Origin of the sequence: Paenibacillus sp. HB172176, assembly GCF_011947265.1 — a bacterium.
Lineage (GTDB): Bacteria > Bacillota > Bacilli > Paenibacillales > Paenibacillaceae > Pristimantibacillus.
Window position 1 is genome coordinate 206434 of sequence record NZ_JAATHD010000003.1, and the last position, 24201, is coordinate 230634.

General features: G+C 52.6%; 16 protein-coding genes. 11 read left to right on the forward strand and 5 right to left on the reverse strand.

Going from position 1 to position 24201, the window contains the following annotated elements; all coding sequences use genetic code 11:
• Positions 1-98: 98 nt before the first annotated feature.
• Together HFP08_RS05865 and HFP08_RS05870 are read left to right on the forward strand one after the other, a co-directional pair.
• Positions 99-4145, forward strand: coding sequence for a fibronectin type III domain-containing protein (locus tag HFP08_RS05865; protein ID WP_168119604.1), 4047 nt, complete (start codon positions 99-101; stop codon positions 4143-4145).
• Between the two features lie 13 nt (positions 4146-4158).
• On the forward strand, positions 4159-5181 hold the full coding sequence (locus HFP08_RS05870; RefSeq protein ID WP_168119605.1) for a glycoside hydrolase family 88/105 protein: 1023 nt from the start codon (positions 4159-4161) through the stop codon (positions 5179-5181).
• An 18-nt stretch (positions 5182-5199) separates the two neighbouring features.
• Here HFP08_RS05870 and HFP08_RS05875 read toward each other — a convergent pair whose 3' ends face one another.
• From HFP08_RS05875 to HFP08_RS05885, 3 genes are read right to left on the reverse strand one after another with little or no spacing between them, the layout of a single operon-like run.
• On the reverse strand, positions 5200-6354 hold the full coding sequence (locus tag HFP08_RS05875; protein WP_168119606.1) for a Ger(x)C family spore germination protein: 1155 nt from the start codon (positions 6352-6354) through the stop codon (positions 5200-5202).
• The gene (locus tag HFP08_RS05880) at positions 6351-7877 is read right to left on the reverse strand and encodes a spore germination protein (protein ID WP_168119607.1); all 1527 of its coding nucleotides are present in this window, start codon (positions 7875-7877) and stop codon (positions 6351-6353) included. The genes HFP08_RS05875 and HFP08_RS05880 overlap by 4 nt, the downstream gene beginning before the upstream one ends.
• Positions 7874-8959 (reverse strand): endospore germination permease, encoded by a 1086-nt coding sequence (locus HFP08_RS05885; RefSeq protein WP_168119608.1) that lies wholly within the window; start codon positions 8957-8959, stop codon positions 7874-7876. The genes HFP08_RS05880 and HFP08_RS05885 overlap by 4 nt, the downstream gene beginning before the upstream one ends.
• A 183-nt stretch (positions 8960-9142) precedes the next feature.
• Between HFP08_RS05885 and HFP08_RS05890 the strand changes: the two genes are divergently transcribed.
• Complete coding sequence (locus tag HFP08_RS05890; protein ID WP_168119609.1) at positions 9143-11371, forward strand: ATP-dependent helicase; 2229 nt, start codon at positions 9143-9145, stop codon at positions 11369-11371.
• Between the two features lie 15 nt (positions 11372-11386).
• Here the strand turns inward: HFP08_RS05890 and HFP08_RS05895 are convergent, their stop codons facing one another.
• On the reverse strand, positions 11387-13300 hold the full coding sequence (locus tag HFP08_RS05895; protein WP_168119610.1) for an ATP-dependent DNA helicase: 1914 nt from the start codon (positions 13298-13300) through the stop codon (positions 11387-11389).
• 293 nt (positions 13301-13593) lie between these two features.
• On the opposite strand from HFP08_RS05895, the gene HFP08_RS05900 reads away from it, so the two are divergent.
• The 8 genes from HFP08_RS05900 to HFP08_RS29680 all read left to right on the forward strand — a co-directional run bounded on the left by HFP08_RS05900 (position 13594) and on the right by HFP08_RS29680 (position 23029).
• Positions 13594-15198, forward strand: coding sequence for a response regulator transcription factor (locus tag HFP08_RS05900; protein WP_168119611.1), 1605 nt, complete (start codon positions 13594-13596; stop codon positions 15196-15198).
• Complete coding sequence (locus HFP08_RS05905; protein ID WP_168119612.1) at positions 15195-16955, forward strand: sensor histidine kinase; 1761 nt, start codon at positions 15195-15197, stop codon at positions 16953-16955. Before HFP08_RS05900 ends, HFP08_RS05905 begins: the two co-directional genes overlap by 4 nt.
• A gap of 134 nt (positions 16956-17089) precedes the next feature.
• A complete protein-coding gene (locus tag HFP08_RS05910) occupies positions 17090-18526 on the forward strand; it encodes an ABC transporter substrate-binding protein (RefSeq protein WP_168119613.1) in 1437 nt (478 codons plus the stop codon).
• A gap of 93 nt (positions 18527-18619) precedes the next feature.
• Complete coding sequence (locus HFP08_RS05915) at positions 18620-19507, forward strand: carbohydrate ABC transporter permease (RefSeq protein ID WP_168119614.1); 888 nt, start codon at positions 18620-18622, stop codon at positions 19505-19507.
• Positions 19504-20334 (forward strand): carbohydrate ABC transporter permease, encoded by an 831-nt coding sequence (locus HFP08_RS05920; RefSeq protein ID WP_168119615.1) that lies wholly within the window; start codon positions 19504-19506, stop codon positions 20332-20334. Before HFP08_RS05915 ends, HFP08_RS05920 begins: the two co-directional genes overlap by 4 nt.
• Before the next feature lie 26 nt (positions 20335-20360).
• Positions 20361-22199 carry a glycoside hydrolase family 127 protein gene (locus tag HFP08_RS05925; RefSeq protein ID WP_168119616.1) on the forward strand — a complete coding sequence of 613 codons (1839 nt, stop codon included), beginning with the start codon at positions 20361-20363 and terminating at the stop codon, positions 22197-22199.
• Positions 22200-22523: 324 nt separating this feature from the next.
• A complete protein-coding gene (locus HFP08_RS05930) occupies positions 22524-22676 on the forward strand; it encodes a hypothetical protein (RefSeq protein ID WP_168119617.1) in 153 nt (50 codons plus the stop codon).
• 32 nt (positions 22677-22708) lie between these two features.
• Entirely contained in the window at positions 22709-23029 is a 321-nt protein-coding gene (locus HFP08_RS29680; RefSeq protein ID WP_481856548.1) for an RICIN domain-containing protein, read from the forward strand.
• Between the two features lie 243 nt (positions 23030-23272).
• On the opposite strand, the gene HFP08_RS05940 is transcribed toward HFP08_RS29680, so the two are convergent.
• On the reverse strand, positions 23273-24067 hold the full coding sequence (locus HFP08_RS05940; RefSeq protein ID WP_168119618.1) for a Nif3-like dinuclear metal center hexameric protein: 795 nt from the start codon (positions 24065-24067) through the stop codon (positions 23273-23275).
• Positions 24068-24201: the final 134 nt, after the last annotated feature.

A 24201-nucleotide genomic window follows, 5' to 3' on the forward strand; every position in this document is an offset into this window, starting at 1 on the left:
ATCCCGTCGCTGATATGGTGATCATGCGCCGTTTCATGCTCGTCGCACGTGCTAGAGTGATTACGCAAGTTTGACGAACAGATAGGAGCGACGCGTCAATGACGGTACTACAGGAGGAGAACGACATGGCATTGCGAATGTACGAATTTAACGATCATCTCGATCATCCGAAATACGAATGGCCGCTGTCGCCGGTTTGCTACAGGCTGAGCTTTGCGCGGGGCGAAGCACCGCTCGCGGACCTGGCGCTTCGCGGGCAGGACGGGAACGACGTGCCGATGCAGATCGCTGTCGAGCGCGAGGAGGACGGCTGGTTGCTCGAGGGAAGCTTGTGCTTCCTGACTGATCTGCCGCGCGGCGGGCATAGGCGCTTCGAGCTGTACGCCCGCGGCGAAGAAGCGGAACGGGCAGGGAGCATCGCAGGTCCCCAAGGCGAGGCGAGGCTCTCCGACAACGCTATTGCCGATTCCAAGCGCGAAGCTTGCGTGCTGAATCTAGCCGCATCATCAGATGCGGGCGGCGCGATGATGTTGACAAGCGGTCCGCTGCGTCTGCGGGTGCTGCATGGAATAAGTCGCTTCGAAGAGCCTCTTCCGCTGTCCCAAACGCCGGCCTTGTTCGAGCTGGGTCTGGAAGGCGCGGAGCGCCTCGCGACGGCGAATCTGGCGGCGCCGCCTTCGTCGGGTCTTCGCGTCCGGGCCATCGAGAGCGCCGTCGTGTCTTCGGGCCCCGTGTATCATGAACAGGAGCTGCGCTGCCTGTTCGAGGGCGGCGCAAGCTATGCGATCCGCCTTCGCCTGACGGCGGGCCTTCCTTTCGTCGAGCTCTTCGAGGAAATGCAGGGCATTGCGAAGGAGGATGGCGCGAGTCTCGACGTCGCCTGGGACGGACTTCAGCCGGAGCGGCGCTATGCGCTATATCGCGGAGAGGAAGCGGTCGACGCTTATCTCGCCGAAGACGGCGAGCTGCCGTTCCGCGTTCTGCCGTACGACAACGCCAGATCCTGGCATCGCTGCCGGACGGCGGCGTTCTCGGAGACGGAACGAGGGCTGGAGGCCGGACTGTTCATCGGCAACGCGGAGAGATGGGATGACGGCGAATACGCGCTCTGGCGCTCGTCGGATACGCTTGCAATTCGATTCTCCCATCGCAGGCCGAAGCAAAGCCTTCGTACCGGATATCAAGAAGCTTGTCCTGCCACCCTCGCCTGGCATTATCCGCTGGCTGCGGGCACTCGCGAGACGAACATCGCTCTCTACGAATCGCGCAGTCTTACCGACAGGCGCGAGGGGGAGAAAGCCTTTAACGAACATGAATCGAGCAAGGTGGAAGCCGGCATCGACCGGCTCGCGCTCTGGCATTCGCTGCTGGCGCTGGACAAAGTGAAAGATTGGGTGCTGGACTGGGAGGAGCCGCAGGAGGCGTATCCCCGTCTGTTCGAGCCGGGATCAGAGGACGAAGAGCGTACCTGGTGGTACTTCAACCGACGGGGGAATCCCGTACCAGGTGACATGGAAGAGATTGTCGGCAAGCTGTCCTTCGGCTTTAACAACGTTTATCATACGAGTCCTGTTACCAGCAGGGAATTCGCCGCCTGGACGCCGATCTTCGACCTGTCGGCGCCGCTCATGTCAGCCAAGCAGTTCAAGCGTTTGAAGGCGGCGAGCGCGCTGATGGCCTATGTACGGGAGGATGAAGGCGTCGCTCCGATCAGGAATTCGCTCGCGGGTCATCCGAATTTTCTGATGGACTTCAAGGCGGTCCCCGCCTTCATGGCGTCGCTATTCCCGAACCATCCGCACGCCCGGCGATGGGTTGAACATTTCGAGCGGGCGGTCGCGCTTAATCTGAAGTACCACACTAGGCCAGCAGTCGCCGCCTGGGAAGCGGAGGGCGGCAGATGGACCGAGAATCTGGGCTGTTACGTCTGGGCGTGCATCGTGCCGATGACGCGCGCTGGGTGGTGCGTCCGCCGGACATTCGGCGAGTCCGCGCCGCTCTATCCGAATCTGCGCAAGCTGGGGAATTGGCTGCTTGGCACCCTCAGCGCTCCCGTCGGAGGCACCCGCACATATCCGCCACAGGGGGCGCATTCCGGCGTGCATCAGGATCCGATGCGTCCAACCTATGTTCTTCGAGTGTTGGCGGGCATGCTGGCGAATTACGATCCTGAGCTGTCAGAAGGCCTGTTCGCGGTATGTCCGAGGAACTCGGAAGGATTCGAGTCTAAGGGAAAGGGCGACGTTTGGCGGCGCATGCTGCAAGACGATGGCATGAACCGCGACGGCACGGCGCCGCAGCTTCGATCTACGAAGTTCACCGGCTACGGCTTTGTATTGCGATCCGAGGTCGGCTCTCCTGGAGAAATGTCGGTGTATCTTCAGCAGATCGACGATGGGCCGAATTACCGCTGGGGTCGGTCGGGAGACGGCGGCAACGGCAACTTGTATTACTACGCGGACAATCGCCGTTACAGCTATAACCGGCCCGAGGATGTCGGAGACGACAACATGGGAGCGGGCGAAGCGAGCTCGAGCTTCTCTGTGCTCGTCGGGCATGAATTCAAGAGTATAGGCCGGGCCGACCTGACAGGGCCGCTGCATGACTTCGGCTTCGCCCAATTCGCCGAAGTGAGGGCGGGCGAGTCCGCGAAGCCGTTCTACCGCAGCCGAAGCGTCCTGATGTCCGGCAATGATTATATCGTCGTCTATGACGAGGTGGCGGACATGCGCGTGCGCGGGAGATTCTCCTGGTTCACCGCGAGGGACGAGTCGTTCCCGAACATCTATCAACTGAAGCCCGGCGTCGCGGCTTCCGCGGTCGATCCGGCGGGCCCCGTCGACGCAGCGCCGGTGAAGGCGGGCGAGTATTACGGCCGCGGCAGCAACGGCTATCCGAATGGCTCCAAGGGGCGCTATTATGATGGATTCGGCAACTTTCTGACCGTCGTGACCCACCGAGGTACTTGGCAGCCACAGCTGACGGAGGTCAAGGCGACACGATTCGGCGCAGTTGTGGCCCTGTGCGGTCGAACAGACTACCTCTTCCGCGACGCGGCCCGGATCCGCTTCGACGAAGAGGGCGTGAGATTCGACGGACATGCCGGGATTGTACGCAAGCATGGCGAGGACAGCTTCGAGGCGGCCTTGTTCGAAGGGACGGCTATCGGAGGTGGAGGCGTGACGGCGACGTTATCCGGAGATGCCGCGTTCGCGTTCGCGAAGGAGGGCGGAACGCTAACCGGACAATCACATACGCGGTCGACGGCGACGGTGAGACTCGAGCTGCCTGCCGGTTTGGTCACGGAGCGGCATCGCCTGTATGTCGACGGAGTCGAGCTTCCGTCGACGCTCGAAGCCGGCCCAGGGGGTCAAAGGAGCTTGAGCTTCGAGCTGCCGGCGGGCAAGGCGGATTGGCAATGGGCAGCGGGGCTGCCTGTACCGAGCGTTCCGCAAGGCGTGCGGTCCTTCGACGTCGCAGCGAACGAGAGCGAACTAAGCTGGGACGCCGTCGCAGGCGCCGATCGCTATAGAGTCGCCGTCAGCGCGGATAACGGCAAGAGCTGGACGGAGCTTGAGGCAACGGCAGGCGGCGAGCGTCTCCGCCTGAGCGGCTACGCCAGCGGAACGAAGCTGCTGGCAAAGGTGCGCGCCGCGAATGCGGAAGGGGAAGGCGAGTGGAGCCATTCGCATCCGATCTACGTTACGGATCGGGAGCCGGCGCATCCGGAGGGACTTCGACTTTCGCGGGCGGATGGCGGCATCCGGGCGGAATGGGGAGGCGTGCCAGGCGCGAAGCTCTACCGCCTGTATCGGGAATGGGGCGGCGAACAGAAGCTGGTCTACGAAGGCGACAGCCGCTTCTTCGTGGATGAGGCTGCGGCTGCGGCCGCCCAATCCCAAGCCCCGGCGGAGGCTGCTCTAGCCGGGGACGCCATGCAGTGTTATCGAGTGAGCGCCGTCAGCGGCATCGGCGAGAGCGACCGCTCTCCTGTTCGCGATACGCGAGGGGGCGGTATGATTGACTGGGATTCGAAGCCGGAAGAGGGCTTCAGACGATATGAGCGAAGCCACGAATACGGCTTTAACGGGTTCCATTATTGGGACAACGAACGGAAGGGAAGCCTGCCGAATTATCCCGAATGAGGAGGATCATCACATGTCGAGAACGACAGATTATGTAAGAGAGAGAGCGGTGGAAGCGACGCTGCACATGCCGCTGCGCGAATGGAACTGGAGCGAAGGCGTCGCGCTGTACGGCCTCGCGGCGCTTGAGGCCAGGACGGGCTCAAGCGACATTGCCGAATTCATGGCGACGTGGTATTACAAGCAGCTAAGCGGCGGGCAAATTGCGGAGACGGTCAATGCGACGGCTCCCTGGGCTGCTTTCATGAAAGCGTCGAAGTTGGAGCTTGACGAGGAGAAGCGAGCGCTGCTCGGGCAGCGCGTGCATTATTTGCTGCATGATGCGCTTCGCCTGAATAACGGCGCTTACGAGCATACGCTGACCGAGACGAAATTCGGCGGCCAATTGTGGGTGGATACCTTGTTCATGGCCGGATTGTTTCTGGTAGAGGCAGGTCTATTGCTGAAGAATGACGAGGCAGTGCGGGAAGGCTTGCGCCAATTCCGCGTGCATGCGGAGAAGCTGCAGCAGGAGAACGGACTGTTCTATCATGGCTACGATGAAGGGAAGGGGAAGGTTATCGGCTGCATGTGGGCAAGGGGCAATGCCTGGGCGACGGTCGTTGCGGTGGAACTGCTTGGAATTGTCCCGGCAACCCCCGCCTATGAGGATGAGCGGTCATTCATCCAACAGACCTTGAAACGCCAGCTTGAAGGTTTGCGTCGTTATCAGGATGTGTCCGGATTATGGACGACTGTCGTGACGGAACCCGGCACCTACACCGAGAGCTCCGCCGCAGCCGGCATCGCCTATGCCGTCCTTCAGGGGATTAGACAAGGAAGCGTAGACTCCGCTCACAAAGAAATGGGGAACGCCGCCTATCGCGCGGCATGCGCGCTGATTGACCACGAGGGCGTGCTGCGCGGCGTCTCCAGCGGAACGGCGGTGCAGAGCCATCCCGGCGAATATCATGTGATTGCCCGGGATCGGCTGGAGGGGTATGGACAAGGGTTGCTGCTTCTCATGCTGTCCGTGGACATGATTGATCCTGTATGACCAGCGATTAGCGAGGCTTCATTTCGCAGTTAGCTTGTTCAAACCAAGCTCCTTCAATTCAAACGTAACATGGACGGTTTCGAGCGAATCCGAAGAGATCGCGAAGTCCCCGGGAGCTCCTTTGAGCCATTCCCGGGGATATTTTTTGTAAAATTCATGCCGGAGGCTATAGATATCGGTCTGCAGGGCAAGTCCCTTGCCGTAGGTGAGCCTGACTTCCTGCTCCACTCTGGCTTCAGCCAACTTTTGAATATCGGCAATAGAGAAGTCGCCGTGCACTTCCAGAATGACGCCGGCCAAGTCGATGTCGATGGAATAGCGTGGCCGCGATCCCTTTTTTGCCGCATGTTTGTGAACATCGATATTTTTGATGGAGATAATGGTATATTCCTCGCTGCCCGGCTTTCTGACAAGAAGCGGAGTGCGCTCCGTTTTTTGCTGCGTCCAACGCAAACCTATGAGATCCTTCAGAGGCATCCAGCCCTTCATGCGTTTGTCGTTTAGCAAGAACGCTCCGTTCACGAACATTTTCGGACTCGGCTTCTTGCGTTCTCCGCTGGTCCACGTTGTCTTCTGGATGCCCAGGCTGGGCAAAACGACGATCGATCCGGGCTCATTCAGTTCAGCTCCATACTGGAACAGCATATAAGGCTTAATCTCGGAATGCTGATTATAGTTGGCAACCGGCTCGTACATAATTTCAGTCAAGGGAGAGCTGTTGAAGAAGCCTTCCGTCGCGAATAATTCGTCCAGCCTCTCCGTCGTACCGAAAATCCAGGGAGTCATGCGAATCTCCCTGTATCTCGTGAACAAATCCCAGAAGAACAGCGTTCCCTTCTCCTTCAGAACACGATCAGTAAGCACGACGGAATTGATCATGGCCCATTTCGTATTCATCTGCATCGTTCGGTACAGTTCATTGATGGCAAGATCAAGAACGGGATTTTTCCCGTGCCCGTTGTAGCTGGGATCATGATTGCCGTTCATCATGCCCTCGCTGCGAGCAAGGTAGGTGAAATCAATCATTTGCGCATAAGCTTCGTACTGGTTGTCGAGGAAATCGATGCCGACACCTGTTACATAATTGGTGTCTCGTATATCCTTCATATCCCAGCAGCCACAGATGAACAGGAGCAAGCCTGTGACAATCAGCCCTTTTATGGAGGCCGTCATGGCGATGTTCCGTCCTTTCGATCGGGATTCAGCGTATGAAGCTCCTTCGGCCTGTCGCGATAATACCGCCAAGGCAGGGTGAAGAGCGCCTTGGCTACCTCCCCAAGCCGAAGCGGGGCGATCGGCGACAAGTACGGGACCCCGAGCGACTCAAGCGTGGACAGATAGGCTAATGTGGCAAGCATCCCGATGAAAAATCCGAACATGCCAAAGAAGGAAGCCAGCAGCAATACGCACAGGCGAATAAGACTAACGGTTCCGCTTAGCGATTGGTTAATCAGCGTGAAGGTGGCAACGGCGCATACCGCCGAAACGACAAGAAGCGAAGGAGAAGTCAGTCCCGCCCGAATCGCGGAATCGCCGACGACGAGCCCGCCCACGACCGCTACGATCTGCCCTACAGGCTTCGGCAGCTTCGCTCCGGCCTCCCGGAACAATTCGAACATGACGAGCATGAGAAGCGCTTCAACCGGGACGGAGAACGGAATACCGAATCTTGAATTCGTCACCATCGCCAGCAAGGGCATGGGCAATTGATCGATTTCATAGGCGGCAAGCGCGACCCAGAATCCGGGCAGAAAGAGAGACAGAAAGAGGCCCAGCAAGCGGATGAACCGTTCGAAGAACACGAAGAAGAAAAACGAATGCGAATCCTCGGGCGACTTCATCAGCATGAATAACGAAACGGGAGCAATCAGTACCGTGGGCGAGCCGTCCACGAGTATGGCAATGCGTCCTCTGCTCAGACTCTCCGTTACGAAGTCGGGACGGCCTGTCGAATCGACCAACGGGAACATGGCGATGGATTTGCTCGCGAGAAACTCTTCCAAACGGCCGCTGCCTATCATCGTATCCACGTTAATCTCCCGCAGTCTGGCTCGCGTCTGCTCGACCATGCGGGGATTTGCGATATGGTTCAAATACATAATGGAGACCTTCGTCCGTGAAAGGGAGCCGATTGTAAAGCCTTCGGCGCAAAGAAGCGGGGTGGCCAGACGCTTGCGGACCAAGGCGATGTTCGTCGCCAGGCATTCAACGAAGCCGTCCCGCGGGCCCTTGATCGACACCTCAGCGTTCGCTTCCTCGGGAGCTCGCTGCGGAATATCGGAAATATCGGCAAGCAGCATAAGTCCGCATTCCGGAAGAAACAGCATCGCCATTCCCTCGAGAATCGCCTCTGCGGCATCTTGTCCTGTGCGGGCTTTTTTCCAGCTTGAAGAGCGGGAAAACCATTCCTCGGCGGAAGTTCTTTCCGCAGACGAGCGTACCATCCATTCATTCACGGAATGGCGCAGAAATTCGTTCAGTCGTTCTTTGTTGGTCATGCTGATGAAATAGACGATGACGATACGCTCATTGGAATTCGTCATCTCGCGGTCCATCTCTTGAATGGTCAAATCGGAGGAAAGAGAAGCCCAGCCTCTGAGCCATTCGATTGTAAGCTTCTCGGGAACTTTTTCTTCAGCAATTGGACTGCGCCCCGTGTTCTGCTTCCCATTTCGGTATTTTTGTCCAAACATCATTCCGCATTCACTTCCTTTCCGAAGGTTTTCACGCAAATCATAAGAAACAAGAGAAGGGATAGAGCAAGGAAAAACCAAAAGAAGAAATAGGCGTAATATTGATTCATGAACATTTGCAGCCACTTGAGAAGTAGCGGAATCTTGAAGGAGGCGATGGTGACCGCTCCCAGAATGACCAGAATAATCGCGGGTCTGCGCTTCGATCCGATTGCGCATTCAGCGATTAAATGAAAATAGAGCGAGGTTTGAATGACTAATCCGGATATCCATTGGAAGAGAGCCAGAAAATCGGTATGCGAAATATATTGAGTGATGGAGAACAACTGCCATTGCTCGAAAGCGGGATAGCTCATTGTGGCGGCAATTACAGGACCGTACGCGCTAATCGCTCCCATCAGGGGCCCGATGGTGAGTCCGCCGAGCAACACGGCGAGCAGCAGCAAGGTTCTGCGATTGAAGCGGGCCTCGAGATGATGCTGAACGAATGGAAGAATGATTAATTGGAACAACCCTCCGAGCGTGATAACGGTGCTTTTCACGACAGGCCCGTAGCCCTCGCTCAATATCGGCATAAGCAAATCGTAATTTTTGTATTTCATATTGCCGAGGCTGACCAGCATGCCGAGCACCCAGACCATAGGAAGCAGCACGCTAGCCATAATGCCGATCGAGGTTAGCCGGTTGTTTGCGATGTAGACGCAAAGAGCGACCAGAAACAACAATATAATCATCGTGGGCGTGTTCAGCAAATACGTGATTTTTATCCAGATTACGAATCTGGCCAAGGACAAAAACATGAGGAAATAGAAGAGCAAGGCGAGAACATAGAACATCACATTCGTTATCCATGCTCCGTATTGCTCGCGAATCCAGTCGCGCATGGGACGATATTCCGTCTTTTTCATTATCCAGTGGACGAAGAGCATCCAGATCAGGGAAGCGGCGATGGCGACGAGCACGCCGATCCAGGCGTCGCGCTTACCATCCTGCAGCAAAATCGGAATAAGGAGCACATGATTCGTCAGTCCCACGGACAGCAGCATGGTGAACATCGCGCCGGTTACGGTTGTTTTCGGTACCATGAATAAGCTCCTCCCCAATTCATAATAGGTTCAATCGATTATTTATTTTCTTCCAATCCGTTCCATAATATGCAGAGGAGAACTATTTCTAAAGTTTTGAAATCAAGCATATGGGATGAAAGCAAGCGAGGGGAACTGTTATAGTAAGAGGAGGGTAATCACAGGCAGGAAGGATTTTCGAATATGAAGACGGACAAGACGGATTTTCTGGAGAGGAAAAAAGCGGAGCTTGGCGTCGCGCTCAATGATGTGCAGCGGGAAGCCGTGCTGCGGACGGACGGTCCCATGCTGCTGCTGGCATCTCCGGGCTCGGGCAAGACGACCACTTTAATTATGCGTATCGGTTACTTAATAGAAGAGAAGGGCGTGCGTCCCGCGCGCATCAAAGCCGTGACGTTCAGCCGCGCGTCCGCGGGCGACATGAAGGAGCGCTTCAAGCGCTTCTTTCCGATGCGGCAGCCTGTCGATTTCTCTACGATTCACAGCTTGGCGTTCGAAGTCGTGCGCGAGCGCTGCGGCAAGACAGCCACGAGCTATCTGATTATAGAAGGCGCGAGCGAGCCCGAGCGGGATCGCGACGGACAGCCGCTGATGAAGACGGCTATCCTGCGCAATCTCTACAAACGGATGACCAAAGAGAATATAACAGAGGATCAGCTCGAGGCCGTAAGCACCTATATCAGCTTTGTGAAAAACAAGCTCATTCCCCAGGAGGCATGGGGAACGATCGAGACCGATATTCCTTATGCGGAGCAGCTTCTGCGTGAGTACGAGGAGTATAAGAGCTCCGCGCATTACAAGCTTCTGCTGGATTTCGACGATATGCTGACGCTCGCGAACGAAGCGCTGGAGCAGGATGCGAATTTGCTCCGCGGCTATCAGGAGAGATACGATTATATTTTGACCGACGAAAGCCAGGACACCTCGCTCGTCCAGCATGCGCTTGTGGAGAAGCTGGCGAGGGAGCATCGCAATCTGTGCGTTGTGGCGGACGACGATCAATCGATTTACAGCTGGCGCGGAGCGGAGCCTGCTTATTTGCTCGATTTCAAGAAGGTGTACCCCGAGGCGGCCACGCTGTTCATGGAGCAGAATTACCGCTCGTCGAAGGAAATCGTGGAGACGGCGAATCTCTTCATCAAGCGCAACAAGAACCGCTATCCCAAAAATATGTTCACGAACAACGAGTCGGCGGAGCCTATTGCGCTGAGGAGTCTGGGTGATTATCGGGATCAGGCCAAATACTTGGCGGAGCAGCTCCAAGGGGCGGAGAGGCTGGGCGAATGCGCGATCCTCTATCGCAATAATTCGTCATCGATAACGCTTATTAATGCGTTTGACAGGGCGGGCATCCCCTTCTATATGAAGGATGCGGATAATCGTTTCTTCTCGCATTGGGTGGTGGAGGATATGTTGAATTTCATGCGCATGTCGTTCACCGATAGGAGGCCCGAAATTCTGGAGGGAATTCATCTGAAGTTCAACGGATACATTTCCAAGCATCAGATGGCCGCGCTGAAGTCGATCGACAATCAGGAGTCGGTATTCGATAATCTGCTGCGATACGTTCATATTCAGGATTATCAGAAGCAGGCGCTGACCGATGCGAAGAATACGTTCGAGGAGATGCGCGGGATGCCGCCCCTCCCCGCCATTCAGGTGATTCGCCGGCGTCTCGGCTACGAGAAGGCGCTGGAGAAGATGTGCGAGCGGATGGGCTACAACAAGGATTATCTGATCGGCGTGCTGAACACGCTGGAGGATATTGCCGACGAGCTTGACTCCATGGAGGCGTTCGCGGCAAGGTTGAAGCATCTGGAGCATGAGCTGCGCAATGCAAAGCGACGGAAGGGACAGAACGCTGTGACTTTGTCGACCTTTCACAGCTCGAAGGGGCTGGAATTCGACCGCGTCTATATGATCGATCTCATTAAGTCGGTCATTCCGACGGAGGAGGATATCGAGAACGAACGCGACGGAGACGGTTCGCTGATGGAGGAAGCCGCGAGATTGTTCTATGTGGGTATGACCAGAGCGAGGAAGCGTTTGGAGCTTGTTGCGTATTCTTCTCGCAATGGAGCGCGCTGTGAAGAGTCCTCCTTCATGCGCAGAGTGCGCGCCATTATCGACCCGCCGAAGCCTGCTGTGAAAATAACGGAGGGGCGGCACTCAACGAAACGGCTGGGTCGGGATGCATCGAAGCCATCAGAGCCGGCTATTAATCCAAATGCGATCCGGGAGCGATCAGCTCTGAGCGAAGGGATGGCGATTCGGCATCGGGTCTTCGGTCCATGCGTCATCGAGGCGCTGGAAGCCGATCACATTCACATTCGAATCAGCGAAAACAACGTGAAGCGGCTTTCGCTGTCGATGTGCCTGGAGCGAGGGCTTCTGGAGGCCGCGGCCGAGTAGCTGCTGCGAATCCCGTTAAGGAAGCATCAGCTGTATGAGGGCGACGACATCCGGTCGATGCAAGCCGGCGCCCAAGATGGATATTCGGCCTCGATCCTCGCGGGAGCGAATAAGCCGGCCGATCCCTTGACGCAGACGAAGCAGCATATAGGGCAAATCTACCTCCTCGAATGGATGAAGAGAGTCCTTCCTTCTTGCCTCGAATAGAGGGTCGTGCGGAGGATAGGGAAGCTCCCAAATGATGACATGCGACAAGGAGGGCCCCGGAATGTCCAGGCCTTCCCACAAGGTGACAGCGCACAAGACGCTTGTTTCTTCTTGCTGGAATCGGGAGATGAGATGACTGATCTCGCCGCTTCCTTCGAACAGGAAGCCATAATGTCTTAATTGCGCGGCATGCTGCTGCTCCATGCAATGCCTGAACTGCCTTAACTCCGCTTGCGAAGGAAACAGAATAAGCGATCTGCCGCCAGACCGAGCAACCAATTGCAGGACTCGCTCCACCTTATCTCCGCCGTCATCGGGAAGCAGCGCGGCTTCCATCTGTTCCTTATAATCATAGGGCGATGGAACAGAGAAGGACAGGTAAGCATCAATGCCGAGATTGCTCGAAACGTAGTCAAAGCTGCCGTTCACCGACAAAGTTGCGGAAGAGAACACAACGGGCATGTTTTGTGAAAACACCCGTTCCTGCAGCACCTCCTTGACTCGCTTCGGCATAAGCACGAGCGTCTGCTCCTCCCGATCCTCCGTCATCCAGCAGATGAGCTCCTTGGGCTTCTCGAATAAGGCGAGCGCGGTACCGATCATTTCAATATGCTCTTCCACAATTTTCAGTTGATAAGCGTCCAGGGTATGCATGCCGCTTTCGAACACGAGTTCTTCCTCAATCTTCGAGAGCCGACTGCGAAGCAGTGTCACCGTCCTCAGCAGTTCCTTGCTCTGGACAACCTCCTTGCGATCGGAAGCGGCCACGCTTAGACTGGTTCGCTCCAATATCTCGAACATCGCCTCGCTTGCTTCAATCGCATCTTCGATTACAAACGCAAAGCTCTCTCGCACTTCGCCTTGCAGCAGTCTGGTAATGATTAATTCGAAGGATGAATGCTTGAGCTTGTAAGTCAACGCATTCTGTGTAGCCGTCTCCAGCAAATGACCCTCGTCAAATACGACCGAGCTGTGCTCGGGAAGCAGCGGGAGCTGCCCTTCGCGCTTTCGAGCCTCATAGGTCCACACATGCTCCATGTAGAAATCATGGGAGCAGATAATCAGCTCGGATGCTTTGCGATAATGATCGCGAGAGATCGTCTGACCGCAGCGATGGCGCTGACTGCAAACAAGACAATCCTGAAAAACATCCCAGTTGATACGCTCCCACTCAGCGTCGGTCAGGTCGGGATAGTTTTTGCGATCGCCGTAAGGATAGAAGGCTTGCATCGTGCCGGGCGATCGAACGAAGTCGGGCAGACCTTGGTAAATGTTGCGGGACATGCCGTCGCCTCCCGGCTCGGATCGATCGACATCCAGCTTGTTCAAGCAGATATATTGATCGGGCGATTTGCCGAGCCTCGCATCGATGGTCAAATCAAGATGGGCGGCCAGCTTGGCGAGATCGCCTTCGGGCTTGACGAGCTGCTCAATGAGCGATTCGTCCGCGCAAGCGATGATGGCCGGCTTTCGCGTGTACTTGGCATAACAGATAGCATATAGCAAATAAACGAGCGTCTTGCCTGTTCCTACGCCAGCCTCTGCGAAAATCGTGGATTTCGTGCTATACGCGCGTTCGAGCTGGAAGGCCATATATATTTGCTCATCCCGAACCTCGAAGCCCGCCTCGGGGAGCACTTCGTAAAATACATCAGCGATCCAGTCGCCAGCTTGCTGAATAAAGGGGATTTTGGGATCTACTTTAAAGGGATAATAGCTCAATGTTGCATAGCCTCCAGCTTCTTGATCAGACACATTGCTCTATTATAGCGCATTGGAAGGATAGACACATCATTCGGCCCATCACAGCGGAGTGAATAGAGGATTCTTTTTCATGGGAAATACCCAATAATAGTCCACCTATCTAATCATAATCAGGTTTTTTTAAGTCGACTATCTGTTTATAATGAAATTGGCTGCTTCTTATGAAACTAGCTTGTAAGCGCAACCAGGGAATCCAAGCGCCTGTCTATAAGAAGGGGCTTTTTTCAGCATAGACGAGAGGGCTGAGCGGGATGAAAATATTAGTTGTGGACGATGAGCCGAGACATCGCAGAGGAATGGCAAGTATGATTCATGTCCTGCGCCCTGAAGATCAGGTTCTTGTCGCTAAAGACGGGGCAAGCGCCTTGGAACTCATCAGGTCTGAAAAATGCGATGTCGTGTTAACCGATATACGAATGCCAAATCTGGATGGACTCGAATTTCTGAAGCAGCTTAAAGATGAAAGTCTTCGGACTAAGGTTGTCATGGTTTCAGCATATAATCTGTTTGAATATGCCCAGACTGCGATTCGTCACGGGGCTTATGATTATCTCTTGAAACCGGTGGATGTCGAGAAGGTAGAAGACGTATTGCGGCGAATCGAAGAGCATCTCGCCGAGGAATCCCGGCAGCATTCGGAATCGGAAGAGTTAAGGCATAGGCTGAGCCTCACTTCCTCTGCTTATCGAAACCGCTTGCTTCTATCCTGGTTAAATGGAAGCTTGACGGATGAGGAACGTAAGGAACTCGAAATGTTGGACTGGATGCATGGGAATGGCAGAGTGGTTTTCTCGGAATTCCGGATTGTACAGGGAAATAAAGGGCGGTTTGATCCCATTGCCTTCCTACAAAGCATGGAGCAGAAATGGGCGGATGGGGGCGAAGCGCATACTTTCTCCTTGAACGCTCTTGTTGAGGATGTCTTTCAAGCCGTTACGATTCTCCAAACGTCTCGGCAAAGCAGCGACAATTGGAGATCGGAAATTCGCACAATCGCTGCCTCATTAGAAGATGAATGGGCAGAGGTGGGGAGGCTTACCCACGGAATCGGCCCATACTGCCGCTCCATATGGACGGAAGCGCCTCAATCTTATCGGGCAGCCCAATCCGCCAATTTTTATAACTTCCATGAATGTTGGAACGGTATCGTATTTCATGACGAAATCGAACCCTCTAGCAATCCGATTATTCTTAATGGTGAGAGTTTGTTCGAATTGCTGCAAGGGAGTCCTGCTGACGCGGCCATAGAGATGTGCCGGACTGCGTTCGCGCAACTTGCTGCTAACGGTCATGCGAATCCGACACTGATCAAAGAATGCGCCGCCCTTACACTCATGAAGATAAAAAGCAGAATTCGCAATTTCGTTGACCGGCAAATTGGGAACGTTCTCACGGATACAGCTCTGATGGCTGTTCCGACTTGCAATTCCTATCAAGAGCTCATGTCGATTCTAGAGGATAGGCTCCGGGATGTATACCAGGCATTAAGGCTTGCGCAACTGGATAAAAGCGAGATAATCGTTGCCGAGTGCCTGAGATGGATTCAAGAGAATACGAAGGAAGATTTGACGCTTGAACGTGCCGCCGAGCATTTCTTCTTCAATCCTTCCTATTTCAGCACGTTGATTAAAAACCGGACGGGAAGAACGTTTTCCGATCATGTGACGGATGCCAGAATGCGGAGAGCCAAGGAGCTGCTTGCGGAGAACAGGCTGAAAATATATGAAATCGCCGTCCAATGCGGCTATCAGGACACGAAATATTTTTGCAGGGTATTCAAGAAACAGAACGGCATGTCGCCGGAAGCTTATAAGCACACATCCTTCCCGCAGAGGAAGAGGGGGGGAGGAAGATGACTTTCCGCTCCCGACTGTTAGCCAGTTATATTATTCTTATCGCGGTCCCGCTCATCGTCTTGGGGACCCTTTTCTACCATACCAGTCTGCAGGTTGTGACCGATCAAGCGCAGAAGAACGTATACGAAATCGTCAAGAAAAATAACGAGATTATGGACACCAAGCTGAAGATCATAGACCAGAATAGCCAAGCCTTATTCGTGGACAAGGATTTGTTTCGGATTTTTAACAGTCTGGATCCGAATAACGAGGCGGACCTGCTTGCCGCTGATCGTCAAGTGTCCGCTGTGTTAACGAAATATTTCTCACAGATTGAAGACGTATACGCTTATCAGCTATGGACGACTTATTTTACCTTCGGACAGACGCTGCCTCAAGGTGATCCGACGAATTCGGATATTTACCGCACAGCACGACAGGCAGGCGGCAAGATGGTATGGTACCCCACTTACGACTTCATCGATATGTTCAATCAACCGTATTTGGCGAATGGCAAAATCGAATTTCGCTATCTGTTCTCAGCGACGCGCATCCTTGATTTTTCCTATTTAAGCAATACGACCTTGGAGAAGCTGGATGCAGGCGTCGAACGGCCTGTTCTAACGATAAGCTTCAAATCCGAAGCGTTAAAGTCTCTGTACGAGAAGAGCATTCCCGACGGTTCCGGCTATTTGGTCCTTGATTTGGACAAGCGAGTTGTTGCCAGCAATGAATCGGATCATATATCGAAAATATATAAGGAGAATTGGGTGGAACAGCTTCACCTGGCTGGAAGCGGCACGCGAAGAATAACGCTGGACGGTGTGAAGATGATCGTCTGCTTCGATCGCTCGCAAGTTACCGGTTGGATGTCCATCGTCATGACGCCTGAATCCGCCCTTGTCGGAAGTCTCGTTCCCATCATCCGGACTTCATCCATCTTTTTGGCCGTCATTATGGGAATTGTTGCACTTATTTTCGCCTATTTTATTTCAGGCAGAATTACGAACCCAATTAAGAAGCTGCTTGGCGCGATGAGGTCGGTGGGTGAAGGAGATTTCCAAACTCGGGTTGTTGTCAGCACCAATGATGAATTCGGTATTTTACTTCAGCGGTTTAATCGGATGAACGATCGGATTCGTTTATTGGTTTCGGAAAATTATGAGATCAAATTGAAGGAGCAGGAAGCGGAAATTCATGCACTGAACATGCAGATGAATCCCCATTTTTTGTACAATACGTTAAATGTGATGAACTGGACAGCCATTGAGAATGATCAGAAGGAACTAAGCAAAATGCTTGTTTGTTTATCTAATATGCTGCACTATACTTCGCGGAAGGAATGGGGTGCGGTTCATCTGTCCGAGGAAATGGAATGGATGAAAAATTACTTCTATATCATGTCCGTCCGGTTCGAAGAGAAATTTCTGGTCAGCTACGAGATTGACTCGATACTCTATGACAACAAGGTGCCCAGACTTCTTTTCCAGCCGTTTGTCGAGAATGCCATCCTGCATGGCTTCGATCAGATTGAATCGGGGGGACTGATCCGAATTCGAGGTTGGATCGATCAGGGAATTCGGCATTTCGAGGTTGCGGATAACGGGCGGGGAATGAGCAGCGATGCGGTTCATACGATTTTATACGGGGAGTCTTCTTCAGTCGGCATCAAGAATACGATTGCCAGGATCCGGATAACGTATGGCAACGAGTACGGCGTCGAAATCTCCTCCAAACTGGGTTTTGGTACGAAAGTGACTATAACGCTCCCGTTATGACGTTATAAACCCAATTATAATCCACTATTCCAATCAGGTTCGGGTATGGAAGCGCTCTATTCTGTTTTATAATTTAAGACATCGTAGACTGCAGCTATGAATCATTAAGGGTTGAAATCGAAAGGGGCAAAAAGATGTCACGACAAAAAAAATCCATATCCGTTCTGATTGTATTACTCCTGATTCTGGTTGCGATTCTATCCGGATGCTCACAGTCCGGCTCGGGTAAAGACAGCGGCGAAGCCTCCACCCCTGCCAATACGGCAGGCAACTCTGACTCGTCCAACGGAGAGCTTTCGAAAGATCCCATCACGCTTCGCATGACGGTATGGGGAGCGCCTGAGGAAGTGGCTGCTTACAAGACGGCCATCGCCAAGTTTGAGAAGAAATATCCGAATATCACCGTAGACCTTCAGCATATTGCCGCTGACTATGATACAAAGCTCACAACAATGGTTGCGGGCAATGACGAGCCGGATATCGCACAGATGGAATCCGCCAGCATTGCTTATCCGCTTGCGGAGCAAGGCAAATTCTATAATCTGCAGGATTTTCTCGCGTCTGATCAGGATATCAATGCAGAAAAACTGGTTCCGAATATTTCTTATTCACTTGAACCGGGCAATGTTATCGGTTTAGGTCCAGGGCCTGAGACGTTCGGTTTGTTCTATAACGAAGATATTTTTAAAGATGCGGGTTTAACGCCTCCGCCGTCCAAAGCATCGGAAGCGTGGACATGGGATGAGTTCGTGGAAGTCGCCAAGAAGCTGACAATCGATAACAAAGGCAGGAATGCCGCGGATCCTGACTTCGATTCCAAAAATATCAAGCAATTTGGCGTGAACTTTCCAACGTGGTGGGGAAGCTTCAGCAACTTTATTTTCTCCAACGGCGGGGACTTCGTCTCCGAAGACGGGAAAACCTTCGCGCTGAATCAGCCGGCAGCGGTGGAAGTTCTTCAGAAAATAGCGGATTTAATCAATGTTCATCATGTTGCGCCTTCTCCAGTTCAAGCCAAGAACATTCCGGCTCCGAATATCGCGCTTCAGACGAAAAAAGTGGCAATGGCCATTGATGGGCAATGGGTAAGCGCAGGATTGGCTCAATCGAAAGTCCATTACAATGTCGGCGTATTGCCGATTATGAAAAAGCCGATGACAACCGTCGTTTGCGGAATGTTCTCCATGTTCAAATCAACCAAACACCCGAAAGAGGCTTGGGAGTTGATGAAAGCGCTGATGGATCCGGAAGCGTCGATTGATTTGATTACGGCCGGAACATGGATGCCTTCTTACAAAGACTGGTATACAGATCCTGCATTGCTCTCCAAGTGGACGGAAAACCTGGATTCCCGACCATCGGGCTACAAAGACGCGATTATCGACGTTCTGCTGAGTGACAGCCACCAAACGCCAACGGGTTATGTGAAAAATTTCAGCAAGATCATGGATATCGTGACTCCCGCTTTGGATAAAGTGTGGCTCGGCCAGGAAAGCGCTCAGGAAGCCATGGATGCAATCTCGGCAAAAGCGCAAGCTCAAGTGCAGGGCCGCCGCGACGTGAAGGAATAAGGATTATCTAAACAGTTGATAGGGCAGGAGACGGCGTTCTTTCGGCAGAGCGCCGTTTTCCTAAGCGGGAAGCTTTGCGATCGGAGGTTGCACATGAGAAAAGGAATGTTTTACGGGTTATTGTTCACTTCGCCCGCCATACTCGGTTTTATCATCTTCACGTTGGGTCCCATGATTGCAAGCTTGGTGCTTAGCTTGACGGATTACAACGTTTTCAAAGAGCAAACCGGATTTGTCGGATTCGATAATTATACCAAGTTGTTCTCTGGCGAAGACGAACTGTTCTATAAATCGCTTGGCGTTACGTTTTACTTTGTTATACTGCGGGTACCTGCAGTTATTATTATTTCTTTTTTTACTGCCCTGCTTCTTAACCTGAATGTCAAAGGAAGAGCCTTGTTTCGCACCATTATCTATCTGCCAAGCATCGTGCCGGCGGTCGCATCGGCAATGATCTGGATGTGGCTTCTGAATCCCGATCTGGGCCTGATTAATTCGGTGCTAACTTGGCTGCATCTGCCGACTAGCAATTGGTTGTATTCGGAGGGCAGCGTAATTCCGTCCGTCGTGCTTACGACGTTGTGGGGGATCGGCAGTACAGTCATTATTTTCCTCGCGGGGCTGTCGGGTATTCCCCAGCAGTATTACGAGGCGATCGATGTGGATGGAGGCGGGTGGTACAGCAAGCTTCGCCACATTACGATTCCGATGGTGACTCCGACAATTTTCTTCAATACCATTATAACGATCATCGGTTCCTTCCAGGTGTTTAACGAAGCATATATCTTGACGCAAGGCGGACCGAATAATCGGAGTTTATTTTATGTGTTCTATCTTTGGAGGACAGGTTTCCAGGATACCGAAATGGGGTATGCTTCCGCACTCGCGTGGGTACTGTTCCTTATTATCCTGTTTTTCACCTTTTTTGTATTCAAGACTTCGAAGACATGGGTGCATTACGAAGGAGGGGAGCGCGCATGAGGCAATCCAAGCTTTCGCTTACGGCAGGATATGCGGCTCTATTATTGATCTCGGCGATGTTTATCATTCCGTTCGTATGGCTGCTGCGGAGTTCGCTTATGGATTTATCGCAAATTTTCACCATGCCGCCGGAGTGGATTCCGAAACCTTTTCATTGGAACAATTTCCATAGAGCGCTCACCATTCTGCCTTTCGGCACGTTCTTCACCAATACTCTGATCATCGTGCTCAGCGTTCTTGTCGGCACTGTTGTTACAAGCAGTATCGCGGCGTTCGGGTTCTCGCGGATTCAATGGAAAGGCAGGGACATCGTATTCGGCATCCTGATGTCAAGCATGATGTTGCCGGTGGCTGCAACTCTTATTCCAAGCTTTCTTGGTTGGAAGATGCTTGGCTTCTATGACACGTACTACCCGTTGATCGTACCGGCTTATTTCGGCGGCGGAATTTTTAACGTCTTCCTGATACGTCAATTTTATTTAACGATTCCGCGAGACTTTGATGAAGCGGCCTTCGTGGACGGAGCAACTTATTTTCAAATCTACATGAGAATTATTTTGCCTCTTAGCCGTTCAGTGCTAATCGTGGTCGCATTATTCAGCTTTTTGGGATCATGGAACGATTTCATGGGCCCGCTCATTTATGTGAACAGCGACAGCCTGTTTACCCTTGCGCTTGGGCTGCAGATGTTCCAAGGAACCTATACCGCGCAATGGGATCTGCTCATGGCGGCTTCGGCGGCTGTTGTGTTGCCCTGCGTCATCGTGTTCCTGATAGGACAGCGTTATTTCCTTGAAGGGATTACGATGACCGGACTGAAAGGATAAATTGACGAAAGAGAGGAAATACCTGAATGACATCCATAGAAAACCCAATCATGAAATGGCAGAGCGTTCCCTTTACGAAAGTGAAAATCGATGATGCGTTCTGGCGTCCGCGCCTTGAAGTGCTTAATCGTGTCACCATAAAAACCTGTTTGGCCCAGTGCGAGGTCACGGGGCGCATAGCGAATTTCGCTAAGGCTGCCGGTTTGATGGAAGGAGCATTCGAAGGGCTCTACTTCAATGATTCCGATGTGTACAAAGTACTCGAAGGAGCAGCCTATCTACTCATGTCGAACAGGGATTCGGAGCTGGAATCGGAAGTCGACCGGATTATCGAGCTCATAGCCGCCGCACAGGAATCGGATGGCTATTTATGCACCTACTATACATTGGCAGCCCCTGAGAGCAAATGGACGGATATGGAAAAACATGAAATGTATAATGGAGGTCATTTGATTGAGGCGGCGGTCGCCTATTTTGAAGCGACAGGCAAACGCACGCTTCTCGATGTTGCCTGTAGAATGGCTGATCATTACGACAGCTTATTCGGCCCTGGTAAACGGCATTGGGTGGAAGGGCACGAGGAAATCGAACTGGCTCTTGTGAAGCTGTACCGCGTGACTCATGAAGAACGATATTGGAAACTCGCTCTTTGGCTGTTAGAGGAGCGTGGTCACGGTCACGGAAAAGGGGAAATATGGGATAAGGAAGAATGGGGACCGGCATACTGTCAGGACGATGTTCCGATACGTAACATTGAGAAAGTGACCGGACACGCTGTCCGCGCAATGTATCTATACACGGCAATGGCCGATGTGGTTCACGCTTCCGGTGATTCGGCTTATGTGGATGCCTTGCATCGCGTTTGGGCGCATACCGTGGAGCGCAATATGTACGTGACGGGAGGAATCGGGCCTTCGAGGCATAATGAAGGTTTTACTACGGATTATGATCTTCCGAACGAAACGGCTTATTGCGAGACCTGCGCTGCTATTGCCATGGCGTTCTGGAATCATCGGATGAACCTGCTGTTCGGAGATGCCAAATATGCAGATGTGGTGGAGCGGGAAATGTATAACGGCGCATTAGCCGGCATTTCATTGTCCGGCGACAAGTTTTTCTACGTTAATCCGCTGGCATCCGAAGGCGGCCACCACCGCGTAGAATGGTTCGGCACGTCCTGCTGCCCCACAAACTTGGTGCGCTATTTGCCTTCCATTGGCCAGTATGCCTATGCAAGAACAGACGACGGGTTCGCCGTCAATCAATTCCTGAATGGCGAAGCGGAATTCGAGGCTGGCAACGGGCTTATCGTAAAGCTGAAACAAACGACGAATTACCCGTGGGACGGCAAGATCGAGCTTGCGGTCAACCCTGAACAAACTGGAAAATTCGTTGTTCGATTACGCATACCGGGTTGGTGTCGAGGCTACAAGCTCAAGGTCGGCGAAGAGAGCCTTGTCGGAGCCGAAGCGCTGACGGAACGCGGGTACCTGATTCTGGATCGGCAATGGTCATCGGGAGATTCTATTTCACTGGAGCTCGATATGCCTGTGGAGGTTGTGCGCGCAAGAGCGGAGGTTGAAGCCGATCGCGGCCGTCTTGCGATTCAGCGCGGACCCATTGTTTATTGCGCGGAGCAAGCCGATAATCGGGAGTTCACTTATGATACGTTTGCCATTTCTGCACAAGAACCGCTGAATATCCTGTACCGTCCGGATCTGCTTGGCGGAGTCACGGTATTAATGGGCAAAGAAGAGAATGGCAAGCCATGTCTATTGATTCCTTACTATGCTTGGGATAACAGGGAGGAAGGTTTCATGCAGGTGTGGATTCGAGAGGTGGAAAACCAGCGTCTGTATATCTAATAAAACGGCTCGGGTAAGTCTGATATATCCAATATTTTAGTTGACCTAAGCTTGTTGACAATTAAAAATTGAAGGGATTTATGTGATAAAATCAAAAACATTCATTATAAGACATCAATGGATGGAACGACCTGGTCCAGTGGAATTGGCAGAACGATTTCAGGCCAATACTCGGCCCCTTTCTTGATTGCGTTGCCCGACGGATAACTTGCCTTTACTTCCAACAGTGGAAACCTTTCCTTCAGTGATGACTATGGCACAACATGGTATTTAAACGGAGCGGCGCCTTGGGCGCCATTTGGCAAGGCTTGGAGCAGTATGTACATGACTGGTTCTAATGAGATCGCCGTAATAGTAGGCGTGGACCAGGGAAACTATCGAACTAATGTTCAGTTGAAATTTGGTACATTCGTCAATAAAGGTTATGTGAAAAATGCCGGATTTGAAGAAAAAATCAAAGATGGTCAATCATTCTAACAGGCGACGGACACTTTCAGATTGCCTCTAAGATAAATGAGAAAGTTGCCGCTTTTCAAGACAATTCGCTGTCCAATGGCGCTCAAATTATCAACTCTGTCCATGTAGAAGGAAACACGTCGCAGCAATGGGATTTCGTTGACGTTGGAGATGGATGGTTTAAAATTGAAAGTGTCAGAAGCGGTAAAGTGCTTGAAGTGACCGGGGACTCGACGAGTGATAATGCAAAATTGCAGCAATGGGATTGGAACGGGATTAATTCGCAAAAATGGAGGCTGCAGCCTGTCGGTGATTATTATATCCAGGCAAAGCATAGCGGCAAGTATATGAATATCGGAGGAGGGATGGTATAAGGTATCCAGTCTGCATGCCTTAGGCAAGTTCGTTTCGTACCGCAAAATGACGGAAGTTTCAAATTATTCTTCAAGCATTCTGGTTTGCTCTGGGATATAGCAGGGGAATCGTTAATTAACGGTGCTCAACTGAACCAATGGATTGATTTGAATCTTAATAATCAAAAGTTTTACTTTGAGTCGCTATAATTAGGTTTGAAAAAAAGGTTGGTCGTCGCTTTTTTAACGATCAACCTTTTTTAATCACATCACAGTGAACAGGGGCTTCTCCTTGATAAAATGAACAGGAATGCCCGGGAACTGAAGGCGAAGATGGTCGGCTAGAGCGGACATGCCCGCCTCCTCGCTCTCCGCATGGCCGAGCGCGAGCAGAGCCCGCTTCTCGCCCAGATAGAGCGAGTCCCGCACATATTCCGGCGTCTCCCATTCGAAGCCCTCTCCATATAGGACGAGATCCAACTGCTCCTCCTCGAACATTGGGATGATGAATTGCGCCTGCCCTCGGAAGCCTGCCAATACGCCGATTCGTCTGCATAACGTTGACGGATCGCCCATTGCCCGCAGGAAAGCGACTCCGAGCCGGGCTTTAATATGCTCGGCAGCTTCCTTCAGCGTCGCGGGAGGAATTTGCACGATGACGGCATGGGGGAGGCGCTTGTGAACATACGGAAGCCAATCAAGCTCGCGGACGAGCCCTTCGGTAATCATGTCGGGCTGCAAGCGATGACAATAGTCATGGCAGCGATAGATCGCGACGCCGGAAGCATCGATGCGCATTCCTTTCTCTTGTCGAACGTTGCTTCCCGCGTGAAGCTTGTCTCCATCCCGATGAGCATAATAGAGCATCTCATGAGCGACGACCAGGTTGGTCCCTAGCGCGGCGGCTTGCTCTACAATCGAGAGCGTAGGCATGAACGCTGTAACAATCCCGGTTACTTCACTGCCAGGCTCGCCCGCTAACAATTCGTCTACGGTATCCGGTGAATTCCCGCCCGGCATGGTTAGAGTCTTGATCACTTCCTGTATGGTAATTCCCATTGTCCAACCTCTTTTCTATTGGCTATATGGCTTGGATGGAGCCAGGCAAAACGCTAACGAAACTGGATAACGTTATGGCTATCAAAAGGCATCATTTTCAAATCTAACGAAGATTGATCGTTTTATTTCATGGT

Coding starts and splice junctions, on each gene's coding strand:
- HFP08_RS05865 (WP_168119604.1), top strand. CDS start 99: ATGACGGTACTACAGGAGGAGAACGACATGGCATTGCGAATGTACGAA.
- HFP08_RS05870 (WP_168119605.1), top strand. CDS start 4,159: ATGTCGAGAACGACAGATTATGTAAGAGAGAGAGCGGTGGAAGCGACG.
- HFP08_RS05875 (WP_168119606.1), bottom strand. CDS start 6,354: ATGACGGCCTCCATAAAAGGGCTGATTGTCACAGGCTTGCTCCTGTTC.
- HFP08_RS05880 (WP_168119607.1), bottom strand. CDS start 7,877: ATGATGTTTGGACAAAAATACCGAAATGGGAAGCAGAACACGGGGCGC.
- HFP08_RS05885 (WP_168119608.1), bottom strand. CDS start 8,959: ATGGTACCGAAAACAACCGTAACCGGCGCGATGTTCACCATGCTGCTG.
- HFP08_RS05890 (WP_168119609.1), top strand. CDS start 9,143: ATGAAGACGGACAAGACGGATTTTCTGGAGAGGAAAAAAGCGGAGCTT.
- HFP08_RS05900 (WP_168119611.1), top strand. CDS start 13,594: ATGAAAATATTAGTTGTGGACGATGAGCCGAGACATCGCAGAGGAATG.
- HFP08_RS05905 (WP_168119612.1), top strand. CDS start 15,195: ATGACTTTCCGCTCCCGACTGTTAGCCAGTTATATTATTCTTATCGCG.
- HFP08_RS05910 (WP_168119613.1), top strand. CDS start 17,090: ATGTCACGACAAAAAAAATCCATATCCGTTCTGATTGTATTACTCCTG.
- HFP08_RS05915 (WP_168119614.1), top strand. CDS start 18,620: ATGAGAAAAGGAATGTTTTACGGGTTATTGTTCACTTCGCCCGCCATA.
- HFP08_RS05920 (WP_168119615.1), top strand. CDS start 19,504: ATGAGGCAATCCAAGCTTTCGCTTACGGCAGGATATGCGGCTCTATTA.
- HFP08_RS05925 (WP_168119616.1), top strand. CDS start 20,361: ATGACATCCATAGAAAACCCAATCATGAAATGGCAGAGCGTTCCCTTT.
- HFP08_RS05930 (WP_168119617.1), top strand. CDS start 22,524: ATGACTGGTTCTAATGAGATCGCCGTAATAGTAGGCGTGGACCAGGGA.
- HFP08_RS05940 (WP_168119618.1), bottom strand. CDS start 24,067: ATGGGAATTACCATACAGGAAGTGATCAAGACTCTAACCATGCCGGGC.